The 18,755-nt window shown below is 70.4% G+C and carries 19 protein-coding genes; 12 read left to right on the top strand and 7 right to left on the bottom strand.

All coding sequences use genetic code 11. The features are described 5' to 3' along the window. Positions 1-11: 11 nt before the first annotated feature. The gene (locus tag RNB18_RS06635) at positions 12-737 is read right to left on the bottom strand and encodes an SLATT domain-containing protein (protein ID WP_311713208.1); all 726 of its coding nucleotides are present in this window, start codon (positions 735-737) and stop codon (positions 12-14) included. A 240-nt stretch (positions 738-977) separates the two neighbouring features. Between RNB18_RS06635 and RNB18_RS06630 the strand changes: the two genes are divergently transcribed. From RNB18_RS06630 to RNB18_RS06615, 4 genes are all read left to right on the top strand, one after another. Continuing rightward, a complete protein-coding gene (locus RNB18_RS06630) occupies positions 978-1,322 on the top strand; it encodes a YbaB/EbfC family nucleoid-associated protein (protein WP_069764530.1) in 345 nt (114 codons plus the stop codon). A gap of 97 nt (positions 1,323-1,419) precedes the next feature. Further along, entirely contained in the window at positions 1,420-2,019 is a 600-nt protein-coding gene (gene recR / locus RNB18_RS06625) for a recombination mediator RecR (protein ID WP_020124031.1), read from the top strand. After that, on the top strand, positions 2,012-2,671 hold the full coding sequence (locus RNB18_RS06620; protein WP_311713207.1) for a DUF5063 domain-containing protein: 660 nt from the start codon (positions 2,012-2,014) through the stop codon (positions 2,669-2,671). Before recR ends, RNB18_RS06620 begins: the two co-directional genes overlap by 8 nt. A gap of 122 nt (positions 2,672-2,793) precedes the next feature. Continuing rightward, complete coding sequence (locus RNB18_RS06615; RefSeq protein ID WP_311713206.1) at positions 2,794-3,210, top strand: SsgA family sporulation/cell division regulator; 417 nt, start codon at positions 2,794-2,796, stop codon at positions 3,208-3,210. 30 nt (positions 3,211-3,240) lie between these two features. Here RNB18_RS06615 and RNB18_RS06610 read toward each other — a convergent pair whose 3' ends face one another. Beyond that, positions 3,241-3,966: a sulfite exporter TauE/SafE family protein gene (locus tag RNB18_RS06610; protein WP_311713205.1), complete on the bottom strand. Its 726-nt coding sequence runs from the start codon at positions 3,964-3,966 to the stop codon at positions 3,241-3,243. A gap of 111 nt (positions 3,967-4,077) precedes the next feature. Here RNB18_RS06610 and RNB18_RS06605 point away from each other — a divergent pair, with 111 nt between their 5' ends. Together RNB18_RS06605 and RNB18_RS06600 are read left to right on the top strand one after the other, a co-directional pair. Then, positions 4,078-4,269 (top strand): hypothetical protein, encoded by a 192-nt coding sequence (locus RNB18_RS06605; RefSeq protein ID WP_311713204.1) that lies wholly within the window; start codon positions 4,078-4,080, stop codon positions 4,267-4,269. 111 nt (positions 4,270-4,380) lie between these two features. Then, entirely contained in the window at positions 4,381-4,881 is a 501-nt protein-coding gene (locus RNB18_RS06600; RefSeq protein ID WP_311713203.1) for an SgcJ/EcaC family oxidoreductase, read from the top strand. On the opposite strand, the gene RNB18_RS06595 is transcribed toward RNB18_RS06600, so the two are convergent. Both RNB18_RS06595 and RNB18_RS06590 read right to left on the bottom strand, forming a co-directional pair. Continuing rightward, positions 4,847-6,187, bottom strand: a complete 1,341-nt coding sequence (locus RNB18_RS06595) for a sensor histidine kinase (protein ID WP_311713202.1) — start codon at positions 6,185-6,187, stop codon at positions 4,847-4,849. The two genes, RNB18_RS06600 and RNB18_RS06595, sit on opposite strands and share 35 nt — an antisense overlap. Continuing rightward, a complete protein-coding gene (locus RNB18_RS06590) occupies positions 6,184-6,870 on the bottom strand; it encodes a response regulator transcription factor (protein WP_057612335.1) in 687 nt (228 codons plus the stop codon). Before RNB18_RS06590 ends, RNB18_RS06595 begins: the two co-directional genes overlap by 4 nt. A 213-nt stretch (positions 6,871-7,083) precedes the next feature. On the opposite strand from RNB18_RS06590, the gene RNB18_RS06585 reads away from it, so the two are divergent. The 4 genes from RNB18_RS06585 to RNB18_RS06570 all read left to right on the top strand — a co-directional run bounded on the left by RNB18_RS06585 (position 7,084) and on the right by RNB18_RS06570 (position 11,579). After that, positions 7,084-8,361 (top strand): aspartate kinase, encoded by a 1,278-nt coding sequence (locus RNB18_RS06585; RefSeq protein ID WP_057612334.1) that lies wholly within the window; start codon positions 7,084-7,086, stop codon positions 8,359-8,361. After that, positions 8,358-9,410 carry an aspartate-semialdehyde dehydrogenase gene (locus tag RNB18_RS06580; RefSeq protein WP_311713201.1) on the top strand — a complete coding sequence of 351 codons (1,053 nt, stop codon included), beginning with the start codon at positions 8,358-8,360 and terminating at the stop codon, positions 9,408-9,410. The genes RNB18_RS06585 and RNB18_RS06580 overlap by 4 nt, the downstream gene beginning before the upstream one ends. Positions 9,411-9,786: 376 nt before the next feature. After that, complete coding sequence (locus RNB18_RS06575) at positions 9,787-10,443, top strand: SigE family RNA polymerase sigma factor (protein ID WP_311713200.1); 657 nt, start codon at positions 9,787-9,789, stop codon at positions 10,441-10,443. Between the two features lie 107 nt (positions 10,444-10,550). Beyond that, a complete protein-coding gene (locus tag RNB18_RS06570) occupies positions 10,551-11,579 on the top strand; it encodes a hypothetical protein (RefSeq protein ID WP_311713199.1) in 1,029 nt (342 codons plus the stop codon). Between the two features lie 55 nt (positions 11,580-11,634). Here RNB18_RS06570 and RNB18_RS06565 read toward each other — a convergent pair whose 3' ends face one another. Then, the gene (locus RNB18_RS06565; RefSeq protein WP_311713198.1) at positions 11,635-12,447 is read right to left on the bottom strand and encodes an SURF1 family protein; all 813 of its coding nucleotides are present in this window, start codon (positions 12,445-12,447) and stop codon (positions 11,635-11,637) included. 275 nt (positions 12,448-12,722) lie between these two features. Here RNB18_RS06565 and RNB18_RS06560 point away from each other — a divergent pair, with 275 nt between their 5' ends. Continuing rightward, the gene (locus RNB18_RS06560; protein ID WP_311713197.1) at positions 12,723-14,318 is read left to right on the top strand and encodes a transposase; all 1,596 of its coding nucleotides are present in this window, start codon (positions 12,723-12,725) and stop codon (positions 14,316-14,318) included. Positions 14,319-14,324: 6 nt separating this feature from the next. Here RNB18_RS06560 and RNB18_RS06555 read toward each other — a convergent pair whose 3' ends face one another. Continuing rightward, positions 14,325-14,699, bottom strand: coding sequence for a nuclear transport factor 2 family protein (locus tag RNB18_RS06555; RefSeq protein WP_311713196.1), 375 nt, complete (start codon positions 14,697-14,699; stop codon positions 14,325-14,327). A gap of 150 nt (positions 14,700-14,849) precedes the next feature. On the opposite strand from RNB18_RS06555, the gene RNB18_RS06550 reads away from it, so the two are divergent. After that, a complete protein-coding gene (locus RNB18_RS06550) occupies positions 14,850-16,664 on the top strand; it encodes a S9 family peptidase (RefSeq protein WP_311713195.1) in 1,815 nt (604 codons plus the stop codon). Between the two features lie 182 nt (positions 16,665-16,846). On the opposite strand, the gene RNB18_RS06545 is transcribed toward RNB18_RS06550, so the two are convergent. Next, on the bottom strand, positions 16,847-18,712 hold the full coding sequence (locus tag RNB18_RS06545; protein WP_311713672.1) for an NAD-binding protein: 1,866 nt from the start codon (positions 18,710-18,712) through the stop codon (positions 16,847-16,849). Positions 18,713-18,755: the final 43 nt, after the last annotated feature.

Below are 18,755 nucleotides of genomic sequence, written 5' to 3'. Positions count from 1 at the left end.
CCGCGTGAGGGTCACCTGGGCTCGGGCGGCCGCTGCCTGGGCATGTTCGGGCGGGCGGGCGGGCCCGGGGGCAGGGGAAACCGGCCCTGGGCGGCACCCGGGTCCTGCCGTCCCCCGGACGTCACCGCCCCCTGGATCCCCATGGGAGTCGACCCGTTCCGGAACTCCACGATCCAGTCGGCGGTCTCCACCCGGATCAGCTCCGTCACGTCCTCCGAGAAGCGGCGCAGAACCCCCAGGCAGCGCTCGGTCGCCTCCGCCGCCGTGCCCTCCGTCGGCCCGAGCACCTCCCGCACACTCTCCGAGGCCCAGTCGAACTGCAATGCCAGGAGACGGCGCTGGACGGCCTGCGCGGTGGCCACGTCCCTTATCCAGCCGGAGGTCACCCCGAAGTACCGGTCGACGGCGACGCAGGCCACACCGAGCAGCAGTCCGAGATAACCCCAGGCCGCGACCCCGGCTCCCGCCACCCCCGTCAGATCCAACAAGGGCAGCACGGCCCCGGTCACCGCCCCCGCCGCGGCCCCGCTCCGCAGGGCCCGCGCGCCCCGTCGCTTCCACACCCGGTCCGCGAGATACCAGGCCGCCGTCTCCAGCGCCCCGTGTTCCACCCACCGGTACAGCTCGTCCAGCCGCACGGCGGGCTCGCCCCAGTCCCCGAGCGGAAACGTCCGCCCGGCCAGATCGGCCCGCCCGTCCTGGGGCAGGCCCTCGGGCTGCATCTCCGGCTGACCCACCCGGCGCTCCCTACTGATCGGTCACCCTGCGTGACGCCTGATGCTGATGTGCCGGACCCTTCCTACCGCCCAATGGGTGGCGAAGGGGGTTCTTTGGTGACTTTTCCGCTCGGAAGAGGGCCTTGATCAGGTATAGGCCACTACGTCAACTCACTCGAAAGAGTGCTGGGGCGACGGCCACGTGGAACACGTAGGCTCGTCACAGACGGAAGACCAAGGCGAAAAGCACAGGAGCTGATCGTGATCCCCGGTGGTGGCCAGCCCAACATGCAGCAGCTGCTCCAGCAGGCCCAGAAGATGCAGCAGGACCTGGCGAACGCGCAGGAGGAACTCGGCAGGACCGAGGTCGACGGCCAGGCGGGCGGCGGTCTGGTGAAGGCCACCGTCACCGGCGCCGGAGAACTGCGCGCGCTGAAGATCGACCCGAAGGCGGTGGACCCCGAGGACACCGAGACCCTCGCCGACCTGATCGTGGCGGCGGTCCAGGCGGCCAACGAGAACGCCCAGACCCTCCAGCAGCAGAAGCTCGGCCCGCTCGCCCAGGGCCTCGGCGGCGGCAGCGGTATCCCCGGGCTGCCTTTCTAGGCGAGGGGCGGGTCTTTCACCGTGCCCGTCTTTCTTTGGCGGGCATCGGCCAACTAGCGTACGTACTGCAAGGAACCCCAGGAAGGACGGCAGTCCGTTGTACGAAGGCGTTGTTCAGGACCTCATCGACGAACTGGGGCGGCTCCCCGGCGTCGGTCCCAAGAGCGCCCAGCGGATCGCCTTCCACATCCTCCAGGCGGAGCCGACGGACGTACGGCGCCTCGCGCAGTGCCTGATGGAGGTCAAGGCGAAGGTCCGCTTCTGCGCGACCTGCGGCAACGTGGCCCAGGAAGAGCTGTGCAACATCTGCCGCGACACCCGCCGCGACCTCTCCGTCATCTGTGTGGTGGAGGAGCCGAAGGACGTGGTCGCCATCGAGCGCACCCGTGAGTTCCGTGGCAAGTACCACGTCCTGGGCGGCGCGATCAGCCCGATCGAAGGTGTCGGTCCGGACGACCTGCGGATACGAGAACTTCTCGCGCGGTTGGCCGACGGGACGGTCACGGAGCTGATTCTGGCCACCGACCCGAACCTGGAGGGCGAGGCCACAGCGACGTACCTCGCCCGCATGATCAAGCCCATGGGCCTCAAGGTCACCCGCCTGGCCAGCGGCCTCCCGGTGGGTGGCGACCTGGAATACGCGGACGAGGTGACCCTCGGCCGCGCCTTCGAGGGGAGACGACTCCTAGATGTCTGACGCCACACTGCACGCGACTGCCCAGGACCCCGACGACTTCGCGGTCCAGATCGCCGACCAGGTCGAGAGCTTCCTGGTGGCCGTCATGGAGGTGGCGAAGGGCGACGAACCCGACTCGGCCGTCCCCTTCCTCCTCCTGGAGGTCTCCCAGATCCTGCTGGCCGGCGGACGTCTGGGCGCCCACGAGGACATCGTCCCCGACGAGCGCTACGAGCCCGACACGGGCCCGGACGCCGACGTGGACGAACTCCGCGAGAACCTCGCCCGGCTGCTGGACCCGATCGACGTCTACTCCGAGGTCTTCGACCCCTACGAGCCCCGCAAGGCCCCGGTCCCGGCCCGTATCTCCGACGACCTGACCGACGTCATCACCGACCTGCGCCACGGCATGGCCCACTACCGCGCGGGCCGCACCTCGGAGGCGCTGTGGTGGTGGCAGTTCTCGTACTTCTCCAACTGGGGCTCCACGGCGTCGGCGACGCTGCGCGCGCTCCAGTCGGTCGTGGCCCATGTGCGCCTGAACCAGCCCCTGGAGGAACTGGACGGCCTCGACACCGACCAGGCGATCGGTGACGAGACGCTGGAGTTCGAGGCGGGCAAGGTGATGGTGGAGGAGATCGCGGCTCCGTTGGGGCTGCGATCCCCGAAGTAGCCTCCATGTGACGCGGGTCATACGAGAAGGCGTCTGGAACGGCGTAATGCGCGGGCACCTGGGGTGGTCTCACTGCACAACGGCCATCCCCGGTCCGTGCCCCCGCCGACTTGGAGCCCCTCGTGCACGTCACCCTCCAGCAACCCACAGGCGCCCGCCTGATCACGGCCACGGACCAGGAACTCGCGATCCCCGCGACCCTGCGCTACACCTCCGCCGACCCGCCGGCCGTGCACATCGACTTCCCGCCCCACGTCACGGTCGACGGCGAGGCCACGACGTGGACCTTCGCGAGAGTGCTGCTGGGCGAGGGGCTGCGCGCCCCGGCGGGCATCGGCAACGTCCGCGTCCGCCCGGCCGGTTCGGCCCACACGTACGTCGAGTTCCACGCATCTCAGGGCATGGCCGTCCTCAGATTCGCCACGCCGGACCTGACGCGCTTCCTGGCCCGCACGTACACGATCGTCGCCGCAGGCGAGGAGACCGTGAGCGCGGAACCGGACCATGGGCTGGTGGCGCTGTTCGGGGGGCGGCTGTGATCCGCATCGGCTGCGGGGCCAGGAGAGGCTTCACAGGCCCCACAGTCCCTTTCCCACGGCCGTGATCCCGCCCGTCAGGGCCAGCAACAGCACCAGCAGGCGGGCCCGCCTCTCCGGTATCCGGGAAGCGAGCCACCTGCCGACCAGCCCGCCCGCCCCCATCGCCCCGATCACCAGAACCCACTGCACTCCACGGAGCCCCGGCACCCCGTTCGACGCCACCGAGAACGCGTTCACGATCACGCCGTAGAACATCGCGTTCGGGACGAACTCCCGTACCGTCCAGCCCGCGTTGACGGCGTAGAGCGAGAACGGCGGACCGCCCACCCCCGCCGCGGAGTTCATGAACCCGCCCGCCGCACCCGCGAACACGGCGCCTCGGGTGCCGCGCAGAGCGGCCACCCGGGCACCCCGCATGACGAGGAGCACCGCCGCTGTCACCAGCCCGCCCATGACCAACAGGAGCCAGGGCTGGGGGAGTCGGTGGGTCACCCAGGTGCCCGCCGGGACCGTGCAGGCCGCCGCCGCACACAGGGGCAGCATCGCCCGCGGCCGTACCAGCCGCCACCCGCCGGCCAATCCCACGAGACAGATCGCCCCGGCGGCGCAGTTGGCCAGGGCGACTCCTTGTGCCGGGCCGAGCAGCAGGATGAGCGCGGGCACGGCGACCAGGGCGAAGCCCATTCCCGTGAGCCACTGCACCGAGGAGCCGAGCAGCACGATGCCCGTCAGAAGCACATCTTCCGTCACGGTCATGGTGTACCTCACTCCACCCCAGGTTCGGGAGAACACTCCCTCGTGACCGACCGCCGGAAACGGGATCGTTGATCTCACCAGGTCAACCACTCCGTACCGAAGGAAAATGCCATGAAGGCCCTGCTCTCCTCGACCCCCGTCCTCTGGTTCCTCTTCCTCTTCAACCTGGTCGTCGCCGCGGCCGCGCCGTTCGTCGTGGACGGAGCGCAGGGCGTCATGACCGCCGTCGGAATGGGTGTGGTGTCGCTCGGTGCCGGGGTCAGCCTTCTGCGCGGACAGCGACCGAGCGGGCACGGTGCGTGAATTGGGGAGTCCCTGTCTCTCCCCTGTATCTCGGCTGCACGGGCCCTAACCAGCGCAAAGAGAGTCTGGAGTCAGTTCAGAGCACAGCCTCTCACCGCACTGGAGACAGCGATGACCCGTCGTTCCATGACCAAGCGCGCAGCCATAGTCACCGCGACCGCGATCGTCGCTGTGGGAACCGTCGGTACCGTCGCCGCCACCGCCGGGACGGACGCCCCGAAGAAGCCCACCAAGACGGCGATCGCGGGCCTGTTCACCACCTGGAACGCGGCCCTGCAGACCGGTGACTCCGAGAAGGTGGCGGACCTGTACGCCGAGGACGCGGTCCTCCTGCCCACCGTCTCCAACAAGGTCCGCACCGACCGCGCCGGCATCGTCGACTACTTCCAGCACTTCCTGGAGAACAAGCCGGCCGGCAAGAAGGTCCAGACGATCGTCAAGGTCCTCGACAGCGACTCCGCGATCGACACCGGCGTCTACGAGTTCACGCTCACCGACCCGGACACCGGCGCCAAGCGCGTCGTCGAGGCCCGCTACACGTACGAGTACGAGAAGCGGGGCGGCCAGTGGAAGATCGTCAACCACCACTCCTCGGCGATGCCCGAAGGCTGATCTCCACCTTCAGCCCGCCCCCCGGTGCGTCCGCCAGCGCCACGGTCCCGCCGTCGTCGGTCACCAGCTGTTTGACGACGGCGAGGCCAAGACCCGAGCCGGAGCGTCCGGTCAGGCCCTGACCGCGCCAGAAGCGGTCGAAGGCGCGGGACTTGTCGGCGTCGGACATGCCGGGTCCCTCGTCGAGCACGGACAGCACCACGGTGTCCGCCCGGGACTCGACCTCGACGGTGATCCGCCCGCCGTCCGGCGAGACCTCCAGGGCGTTCGAGAGCACGTTGTCCAGCACCTGGTCGAGATGACCGGGGCTGGCCAGCACAGACGGCCGGTCGTCGACAACACTCCCCCTGAGCGCGATGGTGACTCCGCGCTCGTCGGCGGCCGGCCTCCACACCGTCAGCCGTTCGTCCACGATCTCCCTGAGCGGCAGCGGCTCCGCGGCGGTCACCTTCGCCTCGGCACGGGCGAGCACGAGAAGGCCGTTGACCAGACGGCTCATACGGACCACTTCCGCTGTCGCCTGCTCCACGTCCTCCCGTACGAACTCGTCGTCCACGCCGTCCGCGATGTTGTCCAGCGACAGCCGCAACGCGGTCAAGGGCGTCCGCAGTTGATGCGACGCGTCCGCCACGAAGATCCGCTGCGAGGCCACCAGTGTGTCCAGGCGTTCCGCGCCCTGGTTCAGGGTGCGGGCGAGCGTCTGCGTCTCCGGCGGGCCCGTCACCGGGGACCGCGCGGTCAGGTCGCCGTCGCTGAACTTGCTGGCCATCGCGTTGAGTTCGCGCAGAGGGGCGGTGATACGGCGGGCGGCGTACGCCCCGATCGCGGCGGCCGCGGCCAGCACCAGCACGGCGAGAGCGGCCCGGAAGCCCCAGATCTGCCACAGCCGCCTGGTCATGTCCGAGGTCGAGTAGACGATCCGTACGGCGGCGTCGCCCTCGGCGGGCACGGTGACCTTCAGATGCTTGCCCCACACGAAGTCCGAACCCCAGTCGGTCGTCGGCTCGTTCTTCTCCAGGGCCCGGGTCAGCGCCGCGTCCGGGGTGGGGGTCGGCAGCTTCGGGTCACAGTCGGCGGTGGGGGTCACCTCGACGTCGCGGTACGCCTTGGCCACCTTGGTCAGCGCCTCGCACGAGGCCCTGTCACCGTTGCCGAGCAGCAGCGCCATGGTGTTCGCCTCGCGCAGGACCGACTGCCTGGTGTCGTCCCGCAACTGCTTGGTGAGCGTGAAGGCGACCGGGACGGTGAACAGGAAGATGGCCACCGCGACCAGCAGGATGTAGCTCCGGATGAGCTGCCGGTTCATGAAACCCCGTCGTCCGCGGCGATCTCCAGCCGGAAGCCCACTCCCCGGACCGCCTCGATGACGACCGCCCCTGCGAGCTTGCGCCGCAGCGCCGCCACATGCACGTCCAGTGTCTTGGTCGGCCCGAACCAGTTCGCGTCCCAGACCGCCTCCATGATCTGCTCGCGCGACATCAGCGCACCCGGCTCCTCGGTGAGGAAGGACAGCAGGCCGTACTCCTTGGGCGCCAGGGACACCTCCTCGCCGTCGAGGCGGACCCGGGCGGCCTTGCGGTCGATGGTGAGGCGGGAGCCGTATGTGTCGGGGCCCGCCGCGGCCGCCTCGCCACGGGGCTGGGCGCGCCGCATCACGGCTCGTATCCGTGCGATGACCTCACGGACCCCGAACGGCTTGGACACGTAGTCGTCGGCGCCGAGCTCCAGGCCGACCACCCGGTCCGTCTCGTCGCTGCGCGCGCTGATCACGATGATCGGCACGTCACCGCGCTCGCGCAGTGCCTTGCACACATCGAGGCCGTCGGTGTCGGGCAGACCGAGATCCAGGAGTACGACGTCGTAGGGGCCCTCGTGGCTCAGCGCGGCACCGCCGGTGGAGACCCACTCGACCTCGAACCCGTACCGGACCAGACCACGTCTCAGGGACTGGGCGACCGGTTCATCGTCTTCCACCAGGAGTACGCGCACAGTCGCACCCTAATGCTTGAAACTTAATTCACAGCTGTCACATGGACCCCACATCGTCGTGTGACGCGGTGCACTTTTCCCGAGGTCTCCGGATGGGCATGCGCTGACCTGGGTGTCCGAACCTCGCGATGTCTCACGATGCGATACCGCAGAGGTGAAAATCGGGTGCTCGTTAAACTGAGCCGACACACACGGACTGAGCGAGGAGCGCACGTGGGCCTTGTCGTGCAGAAGTACGGAGGCTCCTCCGTAGCCGATGCCGAAGGCATCAAGCGCGTCGCCAAGCGAATCGTCGAAGCGAAGAAGAACGGCCACCAGGTGGTCGTCGTCGTTTCCGCGATGGGCGACACGACGGACGAGCTGATCGATCTCGCCGAGCAGGTATCTCCTATGCCTGCCGGGCGTGAGTTCGACATGCTGCTGACCGCCGGAGAGCGTATCTCCATGGCGCTGCTGGCCATGGCGATCAAAAACCTGGGCCACGAGGCCCAGTCCTTCACCGGCAGCCAGGCAGGCGTCATCACCGACTCGGTCCACAACAAAGCCCGGATCATCGACGTCACGCCGGGCCGGATCCGCACGGCCCTCGACGAGGGCAACATCGCCATCGTCGCCGGCTTCCAGGGCGTCAGCCAGGACAAGAAGGACATCACCACCCTCGGGCGCGGTGGCTCCGACACCACGGCCGTCGCGCTCGCCGCCGCGCTCGACGCCGAGGTGTGCGAGATCTACACCGACGTCGACGGCGTGTTCACCGCCGACCCGCGCGTGGTGACGAAGGCGAAGAAGATCGACTGGATCTCCTTCGAGGACATGCTGGAGCTCGCGGCCTCCGGCTCCAAGGTGCTGCTCCACCGCTGTGTGGAGTACGCCCGCCGCTACAACATCCCGATCCACGTCCGGTCGTCCTTCAGCGGGCTGCAGGGCACGTGGGTCAGCAGTGAGCCGATCGAGCAAGGGGACAAGCCGGTGGAGCAGGCCATCATCTCCGGTGTCGCGCACGACACCTCCGAGGCCAAGGTCACGGTCGTCGGCGTGCCGGACAAGCCGGGTGAGGCCGCGGTCATCTTCCGCACGATCGCGGACGCCGAGATCAACATCGACATGATCGTGCAGAACGTCTCCGCCGCCTCCACCGGGCTGACGGACATCTCCTTCACGCTCCCCAAGGCAGAGGGCCGCAAGGCCATCGACGCCCTGGAGAAGAACAAGGCCGGCATCGGCTTCGACTCGCTGCGCTACGACGACCAGATCGGCAAGATCTCGCTCGTGGGCGCGGGCATGAAGACCAACCCCGGTGTCACGGCCGACTTCTTCACCGCCCTGTCCGACGCCGGCGTCAACATCGAGCTGATCTCGACCTCCGAGATCCGTATCTCGGTCGTCACCCGCGCCGACGACGTGCCCGAGGCGGTCCGCGCCGTGCACAGCGCCTTCGGTCTCGACTCCGACAGCGACGAGGCCGTGGTCTACGGAGGCACCGGGCGATGACCCTTCGTCCGACGCTCGCGGTCGTGGGCGCGACCGGAGCCGTCGGCACGGTCATGCTCCAGATCCTGTCCCAGCACGCGGACATCTGGGGCGAGATCCGACTGATCGCCTCTCCGCGCTCGGCCGGCCGCAAGCTGGCCGTGCGCGGGGAGCAGGTCGAGGTCGTGGCCCTGTCGGAGGAGGCCTTCGACGGGGTCGACGTCGCCATGTTCGACGTACCCGACGAGGTGGCCGCGCAGTGGGCGCCGGTCGCCGCCGCCCGCGGTGCCGTCGTCGTGGACAACTCCGGCGCCTTCCGGATGGACCCGGACGTGCCCCTGGTCGTCCCCGAGGTAAATCCGCACGCGGCCCGGATGCGGCCGCGCGGGATCATCGCCAACCCCAACTGCACGACCCTCTCCATGATCGTGGCCCTGGGCGCGCTGCACGCCGAGTTCGGGCTGCGGGAGCTGGTGGTGTCCTCGTACCAGGCGGTGAGCGGTGCGGGCCGGGCGGGTGTCGAGACCCTGAGGCGGCAGCTGTCCATGGTCGCGGGCACCGAACTCGGGACGCACCCAGGTGACGTACGGCGGGCCATCGGCGACCACACCGGGCCGTTCCCGGAGCCGGTCGCCCTCAACGTCGTACCGTGGGCCGGTTCCCTGCGCGAGGACGGCTGGTCCTCGGAGGAGATGAAGGTGCGGGACGAGTCCCGCAAGATCCTGGGCCTGCCCGCGCTGCCGGTCGCCGTGACCTGTGTGCGGGTCCCGGTGGTCACCGTGCACTCCCTTACTGTCCACGCCCGCTTCGAGGGCGAGGTCACCGTCCGCAAGGCGCGCGAGATCCTCGCGACCGCCCCCGGGGTCGTCCTCTTCGACGATCCGGCGGCCGGAGAGTTCCCCACCCCCGCCGATGTCGTCGGCACCGATCCCACCTGGGTGGGGCGGGTGCGGCGGGCGCTCGACGACCCCACCGCGCTCGAGCTCTTCGTGTGCGGAGACAATTTGCGCAAGGGCGCCGCGCTCAACACCGCGCAGATCGCGGAGCTCGTGGCGGCCGAGCTGAGGTGACCTTCGTCCGGTGGCGGATCTGTCGTACGCAGTTGTGCCTACGGGAAAAGTCCTGGCCGTGGCCGGAACGCTTTGTAGAATCTGTGTGCGACATGTGGTGCGACTAATGGTCCGTACCACTTGATCCCGGCGCCTTGGCGTCCGAAGATTTTCCTCCCCGCTCTCCGCAACCGTGCGAAGGGCGGGGAGCGTCTTTGCGAACGCCCTTTCAGGGGGCGCGGGGATGCATGCGAGGCGTGGGGACGCCTCGGCCATTCAGGACACAGGGGAAGAGCGGGTAGGGCATGAGCGCGTTCGACGCACGGTCAGTTGTGCTGCCTGAGAGAAGATGGACGGTTGCGTACAACCCTCACCGGGGTGAGCGTGTCCAACTGTCGTGGCTCAGGTACTCGACTTCCCTGCCGCGCCGAGCGGCGCGGCTGTCCTCCGGCCCCGCAGGCCCGGGGCGCCCGGTGGCATGCCGGTGATCGCGCCGATGCCCGCAGCGCGGCCCGCCCGCGTACCCAGTCAGCGTGACGGCGCCGAGGAAGCGGCGGCAGCCGGTACCACCGTCGACCACCTCACCGAGACCTACCGGGCGCACTACCGCTCGCTGCTGGGTCTCGCCGCTCTCCTGCTCGACGACACCGCCTCCTGCGAGGACGTCGTCCAGGAAGCCTTCATCCGCGTCCACTCGGCACGCAAACGCGTCCGCGACCCGGAGAAGACCCTTGCGTACCTGCGCCAGACGGTCGTCAACCTCTCCCGCTCGGCCCTGCGTCGGCGCATCCTCGGACTCAAGCTGCTGTCCAAGCCGATGCCCGACATGGCGAGCGCGGAGGAGGGGGCGTACGACCAGCTGGAGCGCGACTCGCTCATCAAGGCGATGAAGGGCCTGCAGCGCCGCCAGCGCGAGGTCCTGGTCCTGCGCTACTTCGCGGACATGACCGAGGCCCAGGTCGCCGACACTCTCGGTATCTCCCTGGGCTCCGTGAAGGCGTACGGCTCCCGCGGGATCGCCGCGCTTCGGATCGCGATGGAGGAGCCGGTGTGAGTTCGGATCCTGAGGAGCGGCGCCATGAGCCGACACGGGACGGCCGCCACGAGCCGACCTGGGCGGCGCAGCAAGAGCACAAGCAATCGCACGCTGGGAACGGAACTGTGAATCACGGCCCCGACGATCTGAGCTCCACGGGGGAGTTCGACTCGGACGAGCTGGCACTGCGACGGATGCTGCAGCAGGCGGTCCAGGAGATGGAGCCGCGTGACGGCACCCTGGACCATCTGCGCAAGGCGGTACCCGCCCGGCGGGCGCGCAAGCGACAGGCCGTCGTCGGCATGGCGGCCGCCGCCCTCTTCTTCGGCACCGCGATCCCCGCCGTCGTGCACGTCTCCTCCACCGGCACCAGTGCCAACACCTCCAACGCCGGGCACGCCTCCCAGACGCAGGGCGGCGCCGGCCAGGGCAAGGAGGAGGAGGGCGGCGAGTCCACCTCCGGCGGTTCCGCGGGCAAGCCCGAGGACAAGGGCAAGGGCGAGTCCAAGGACGCCGACAAGGGCAAGTCCGCGGGCGCGAGCACCGGAGCGAGCAGCGGCACCGACCCCTCCACCTCGACCGCCGCGAGCGCCGCGGTCTGTACGGCCGTACAGCTCGGCACACCGACGGCGACCACCGCGGTGCCCGACGCCTCCGGGACGGTCTACGGCACGTTCCACATCACCAACGGTTCCACCGCCGCCTGTACGGTCTCCGGTCCCGGCATCGTGACTCCGGCCGCTCAGGGCGCGGCCGACGCGAGCAAGATCAGCGCTTTGCGGCATGTCTCCGGCGACGTGGCGTCGGCCGGGCTGCCCGACCCGTCCCAGGAGGTCGCCCAGCTGCTGCTGCAGCCGGGTTCCTCCTACGACGTGAAGTTCGCCTGGGTGCCGACCGAGACGTGCCCCACCTCGGAACCCTCGACCGACCCCAGCCCCGATCCCACGACCTCCCCGGACGCCTCCTCCAGCGAGGGCTCCTCCACCGGCGGCGACACCGGCACCTCCACCCAGCTCCTCACGGAGGACGGCACGACCGACGGGAGCGTCCTGGTGACGAACACGGCGGAGGGCGGCGGACCGTCGGTGTCGACGACGGTGTCCAACGCGTGCGCGGGGGTCGTGTACTGGACGGGCCTGCTCACGTCGTCGTGACGGCCTGAACGGGCTTCGACGGGGCGGGTGAACGGGCGTCGGGGGACGCTCGGATTCAGGCGCTCGCCTTCTCCTGGGGCTGCTCCTGGTCCCGCTCCTGCTGTTCGTCGTCCGGGAGGATCCCCAGTTCCGCGTCCCGGATGAACTCCACCTCGCGGCGCAGCAGGCGGAACCACATGAAGACCACGAAGCCGGCGAAGACGAACCACTCGCCGGTGTAGCCGAGGTTCTGGAAGGCCTTGAGGTCCAGCCCGCTGTCGGCGGGCGCGGTCGCCGGTACGGCCTTCATCCCGGAGTCACCGGTGTTGAGGGTGACCCACGCGTCGTACACGCCGTACGGCACGAGGTTGATCAGCGAGGCCGCGCTGATCGCCGCGGTCTGCCCGGCCGGAAGACCGCCCTGGGCACTGACGCCGTTGTCGCCGGGGGTCTCCGACGCCTGCAGCGCACCGGTGACGGTGACCTCGCCCTTCGGCGCGGCCGGGGCCTTCGCCGGATCGGGGGTGCCCGGCAGCCAGCCCCGGACCACGGGCAGGGCCTTGCCGCTGTCCGTGCGCAGCAGCGTCAGGACGTAGTAGCCCTCGCGGTCGCCCAGTTGCCGGTCGGGGACGAGCAACTGCTTGTCATAGCGCCCGGTCGCGGTGGCCTGCTTGCCGGAGGTCACCTGGTCCACCGGCAGCAGCTCGGCCAGCGGTCGCGCGGCCTCCCGCGCGTCCGTGGTGACCTGCTGCTCGGCGTCCCGGCTCGCCGTCATCCGGTCCTCGAACCGGCTCAGCTGCCACGACCCCATGAAGATGCAGAACGGGATGGCGAGCAGCACGAAGACGTTGATGCCAAACCAGCGGGGTGTCAGCAGAAACCGGTACACACTCCCACGGTACGGGGCCGCGCAGGGGCGCCGGGGCGCGGGGTTGGGAACTGCTGGGGTGTGACTGGGTATGAGTGCGTTCTGGCGAGTGTGAGTGAGGGCGGAGGGTCTTGGTGGGTGGCTGGGTGTTGTCGTCCCGGGAGGGGAATCGGCGTTCGTTCGTCGAATGTGTGACCTTTCCAAGTGGGGCTCGTTGGGTGTGATGAGCGGGTTTTCGAGGGGCCGTTTGGAGGGTGGGGGTGGGAGGGTTGCGGGAGCTTGCAGCGTCGTTTGTCGTGCCCGGTCCTTCGGGGGTGGCCGTCCGGACCCGGCTCAAGCAGCTCACGCCCGCCGATGAGAAGGTCCTCGCGCTGGTGGGCGCGCACCTTGGTTCGCTTGCTTCCCGGGATCTGAGGGTGCGGTGCGCGGACGGTCTGGGGCACGGCGCGCAGACGTGGGCGGCCCGCAAGCGGGGCCTGACACCCGAGTCGTCCTCCCGGTGGGCCGGGTCGCTCACCAAGGCCACCCACGATCAGTGGGCACTCGCCCGGCGCGGCCAGCTCGACCACATCCAGTGCCTTGAGGCGGGCATCCGGACGATCGCGCACCGGCTGTCGCTGCCGGTCGGCGAAAAGGGCTCCAAGCAAACGCCCGGCGGCTATCGGAGCAAGCGGGAGTGGCACGCCAAGGCCCGCCGCCTGCGCGTCCTCGAAGACCGGCTGGAACGTGAGCGCACCGACTGGAAGGCCGGCATCGTGCACGTCGTACGCGGCGGCAAGCACCTGGCCCGCACCCGCCATCACCTGTCTGACGCGCAGCTGACCGAGGCCGACTGGCGCCGCCGATGGGAGGCGTCGCGCTGGTTCCTGCAGGCGGACGGCGAGTCCGGCAAGCGGCACGGCAACGAGACGATCCGCGTCAGCCCGGACGGCGAGGTGAGCATCAAGCTCCCGGCCCCACTCGCGCATCTGGCCAACGCCCCGCACGGCCGGTACGTCCTCGCGTGCCGGGTCCACTTCCCGCACCGCGGCACCGAGTGGGCGGACCGGGTGGCGGCGAACCGCGCGGTCGCCTACCGCATCCATTACGACACCGGCCGGGTGCGCTGGTACGTGACGGCCGCCTGGCAGATCCCGGTGGCGACGAACGTCCCGATCACCGCAGCCCTCGCGCACGGCGTGATCGGCGTCGATATGAACGCCGACCACCTCGCCGCCTGGCGCCTGGACGCCCACGGCAACCCGACCGGCCATCCCCGCCGCTTCTGCTACGACCTCACGGGCACCGCCGGGCACCGGGATGCCCAGGTCCGCCACGCCCTCACCCGGCTGCTGCACTGGGCCCGATCCTGCGGGGTGCAGGCCATCGCGGTGGAGGACCTGGACTTCGGTGCCGAGAAGACCCGTGAGAAGCACGGCCGCCGCAAGCGGTTCAGGCAGTTGATCTCCGGCATGTCCACCGGCCGGCTCCGCGCCCGGCTGACCTCGATGGCCGACCAGACCGGCATCACGATCATCGCCGTGGACCCGGCCTACACCTCCAGATGGGGCGCCCAGCACTGGCAAAAGCCCCTCACCCACGAAAACAGGAAGGCCACCCGCCACGAGGCTGCCGCCGTGGCGATCGGACGGCGCGCCCAGGGACACCCGATCCGGCGACGGACGACACCGCCCCCACACGACCGGAGTGATCGTGTGGGGCATCGGACCGTCCAGGCCCGACCGGACGTCCCCGGGCGTGAGGGACCCCGCCCCCGTATCCCCGGACCACGGACACGATCCGTGCCGCCGGACCGCGGAGTGAATGCGGGCAACCAGAACGCCCAACACCGTTCGGGGCGTTCGGCTGAGCATGAATCCTGGCAACAGGACTCACTCCCGCTCAGTCTTTAGGAACGGTCACAACCTCTCCGTCAGGTGCTCCCGGCCCGCCGGGGGCTCGTACGGCTCCGGCCAGAAGTCGGTGATGACGGATATACGGCCGCTCTCGTCCCCGGTGAAGAACGTGATGGCGTACATCTCCTCCAGACCCACCGTGAAGTGGGCCCAGGTGACGACCTGGCCCGGTTCGGCGACGATCCGCTCGACCCGCAGATGCCAGTCGCCCGGATACTCACGGTTGAACTCGACGAACCGCTCCCGTCCGCTGATGCGTTCGCGGGTCTGCGGCAGGGTGTAGACGACGTCCTCGGCCAGGGTGTCCGCGAACGCGGTCCAGTCGCGGGCCTCGGCGAAGGCCCAGAAACTCTCGACGCTCTTGCGCAGATCAGTCATGGGGACGAGTCTGCACCCCGCCACTGACAACGGGCCCGGGCCGGCCTTTTCGACCTGGTCGGAGGAGGTTCGGGTAAGCGGCTGGTGAAGTTTTCCACAGGCTGGGGGCCTCGTCTGCGCATTGTCTGTGAAGGCAGGCAGTATGGGGTCATGACTGAGAGCAACGGGTCCGCCGCGGCCGGGCGGAAGAACGACGTGCCGGACTGGGAGAAGCGCTTCCGGGCGCCCCGGGTCTCCCTGCCCGACTGGGCGGAGGACGCCCCCGACCGCTCCTTGTTCGTCTCCAACGCCACGGGGACGTACGAGCTGTACGCCTGGGACAGAGCGACGGGCGGACAGCGCCAGGTGACGGACCGGCCGAACGGCACCACGGACGGCGTGCTCTCCCCGGACGGCGCCTGGATCTGGTGGTTCGACGACAAGGACGGCGACGAGTTCGGCGTCTGGCGCCGCCAGCCCTTCGAGGGCGGCGCGGACGAGCTCGCCGCGCCCGGTCTCGATGCCTCCTACCCGGCGGGCGTGGCCCTGGGCCGGGACGGCCGTACGGCGGTCGTGGGCTGTTCGACCGACGACGAGGGCACCTCCATCCACCTCGTGCGCACCGGCGAGGACCCGGTGGAGATCTACCGGCACCGCGAGTCGGCGGGCGTCGGCGACCTCTCCCACGACGGCTCGCTGATCGCGGTCGAGCACACCGAACACGGCGACGCGATGCACTCGGCGCTGCGCGTGCTGCGCCCCGACGGCACGAAGGTCGCCGAGCTCGACGACACCAAGGGCGGCACCGAGGAACTGGGCCTGGAGGTCCTGGGCTTCGCCCCGGTCGTCGGCGACACCCGGCTGCTCATCGGCCATCAGCGGCGCGGCCGCTGGGAGCCGCTGGTGTGGGATGTGGCCACGTGCGAGGAGACCGACCTCGACCTGGACCTGCCCGGTGACGTGGGCGCCGAGTGGTATCCGGACGGCACGGGCCTGCTCATCGCGCACAGCTTCGAGGCGCGCAGCGAGCTCTTCCGGTACGACCTGGCGAGCGGCAAGCTCGAGAAGGTCCCGACCCCGCCCGGTTCGGTCTCCGGGGCGACGGCCCGCCCCGACGGCAGCGTGGAGTATCTGTGGTCCTCGGCCGCCGAGCCGTCGGCGGTGCGCTCGACGACGGGTGAGGTGGTTCTGGACCCGCCGGGTCTGAAGTCCCCCGGTTCGGTGCCGGTGGAGGACGTGTGGGTGGACGGCCCGGGCGGCCGGATCCACGCCCTGGTCCAGAAGCCGGCCGGCACCACGGGGCCGCTGCCGACGGTCTTCGACATCCACGGCGGTCCGACCTGGCACGACAGCGACTCGTTCGCGGCGGGCCCGGCGGCGTGGGTGGACCACGGGTACGCGGTCGTCCGGGTCAACTACCGCGGCTCCACGGGGTACGGGCGTGCGTGGACCGACGCGCTCAAGCACCGGGTCGGTCTGATCGAGCTGGAGGACATCGCGGCGGTCAGGGAGTGGGCGATCGGCTCCGGCCTCGCCGACCCCGAGCGGCTGATCCTCACCGGGGGTTCCTGGGGCGGCTACCTCACGCTCCTCGGCCTGGGCACCCAGCCGGAGGCGTGGGCCCTCGGGATCGCGGCCGTGCCGGTCGCGGACTATGTCACGGCGTTCCACGACGAGATGGAAGCGCTGAAGGCGATGGACCGTACGTTGCTGGGCGGTACGCCGGAGGAGGTGCCGGAGCGCTTCGAGGCGTCGTCTCCCTTGACGTACGTGGACCAGGTCAAGGCTCCGGTGTACATCTCGGCGGGCGTCAACGACCCGCGGTGCCCGATCCGTCAGGTCGACAACTATGTGAAGCGGCTGGAGTCGAGGGGTGCGGTGCACGAGGTGTACCGGTACGACGCGGGTCACGGGTCGCTGGTGGTGGACGAGCGGATCAAGCAGGTGAGGCTGGAACTGGACTTCGCCGAGAGGCATTTGGGGTAGCGGGGGCGGACTTCCGGCCGCGGGTGCGTGGGGGCTGGGCGCGCCCGCGCGGCGGAGCCGCACATCGATACAGCCCCGCGCCCCTCGGGCGAGTACAGCTCGGCCGACTTCAGGTGCACCCAGTTGGGGGCGCGGGGAACTGCGCGCCCAGCCCCCACCGAGCTGCGGCCCGCGACGAACGGCTATGTCCCCGCCCGCTCCCGTCCCCTGCGCCCCAGCAACTCCGCGAGCCCCCGCCGAGTCGCCGCCAGCACCACACGGTCCGAGGCCTGAAGGACATACGTGTCCGGCAGGTCCCACGCCAGTCCCGGAGAGTCCCCGGACTCCTCCCGCGCCAGCACCCGCCAGGACCCCGCCCGAAACGCCTCGCCGACCGTCCGCCCCTCCAGCTGTGGATGCCCGCCCACATCCACCGCCGCGAACAGCAGCACCCGCCGCTCGACCGGAAACGCCCCCAGGATCTGCCGCCCCATCATCGCCCCGGCGAAGGCGGGAGCCGCCAGATGGGAGACACTCCGGCTCCGGGTGGATGCCCGGGGGTGGGCGGCCCGCAGGGTCCGGTACACCGCCGTCGCGAAGTCGTCGTCGTACAGCCGCAGCACCACCCGCAGATCGGGCCGAACGGCCCGCGCGTACAGCACGGCCTCGAGATTCGTGGTGTCCGCGCTGGTCACCGCGAGCAGCGCATGGGCGCGGTGGATCTTGGCGGCCTCCAGGACCCCTTCCTGGGTGACGTCACCGAGCACCACCGGTACCCGCAGCCGTCGGGCCGTGGCGAGTCCGCGGGCCTCGGGGTCGGACTCGACGCAGACCACGGGGATGTTCAGCTCCCGCAGCCGCGTCAGCACCCTGGTGCCGATCTTGCCGAGTCCGAGCAGCACGACGTGTCCGCCGAGGCCACGGGGCGGTTTGCGCAGGGAGGACGCGGTGCGGAAGGTGCCGAGCGCTTCCAGGACCGCCGCGAGGAGCACCGGAAGGAGCAGCAACCCGGCGAGCCCGGACAGCAGTTGGAGGATCTGCCGCCCGACGGACTCCCCGATCGCGGGGTCGTCGATCGCGAACAGATCGAGCAGCGTCAGATAGAAGGCGCGCAGGGGGTGGATCCCGGTCACCAGCCAGAGCGCGACGGCGAGCGCGAGCACGCATCCCACCATCCCCGCCAGCGACCACCGCAGCCGCCGCGAGAACAGCGAGGCGAACCACGGCATCACACCCCGCCCGTCGGGCAAGGAGGGCCCGGCGTACGACACCTGCTCCAGCACGACGGTCGCGCGCCCGCCGCCGTCCCGTACCGCCGCCGCGTCCGGCAGCAGTGTCGGCCCCTGGTCGCCGCCGGGCCCGGCACTGTCGGTCGGTGAGAGCAGGGCGAGCGTGGCCAGACCCGGGTCGGCGCTCGTCCCGGCCCCGGACGGCGGCCGTTCGACCGCCCGCAGCAGCAGCCCGCCGGTCTGGAGCACCTTGCTGGTGCCGGTCAGGGCGGTGGCGGCCAGTGCGGGCGCGGCCGTGTCGGCGTCGGAGAGCACGGTCGTGGAGGCGTCGAACCCGGAACCGTCGGCCGCGCCGCCCGCCCCCTCGCCGTAGGCCAACGCGGCAGCCTGGTCGAGGAGTTCCTCGATGTGCTGGCCGAGGCGCCGGTTGTAGAGCCGCAGCACGAGCCGCAGCCGGGGGTTGAGGCGGCGGGCGGTGAGGGCGGCACGGATGTTGGTCTCGTCGTCGTCGTACACGAGCGCGAGCGCGTGCGCCCGCTCCACGCCCGCCTCGGCGAGCGCGGCCTCGTTCGGCTCGGCGGCTTCCATCAGCCGTATCCCGCCCGGGGGTTCGGCAGCAGGGGCGGTACCGCTGTTGGCGCCGCCCCCGTTGCCGGTCAGGCCGGCGGCCGCCGTCACCACCCGGTCGAGCAGCGCGGACGCGGCTCGGGCCCGCACGACCACCGGTGGCCGCACGGACCGTTCGGAGGCCGGCACGACGAGCGTGACCTGCTCGCCGTAGACCCCTCTGAGCTCGGCCGCCAGCCGGTGCGCGAGCCCGTCGTCCCCGCACACCACCATGTGCGCGGCCGCGTCGCCCGGCAGCCCTGGACTCTGGTTCGGA

Origin of the sequence: Streptomyces doebereineriae (genome assembly GCF_031845645.1) — a bacterium.
Lineage (GTDB): Bacteria > Actinomycetota > Actinomycetes > Streptomycetales > Streptomycetaceae > Streptomyces > Streptomyces canus.
Note: the sequence above shows the minus strand (reverse complement) of the source record. Positions and strands in the feature narration are given on the sequence as shown.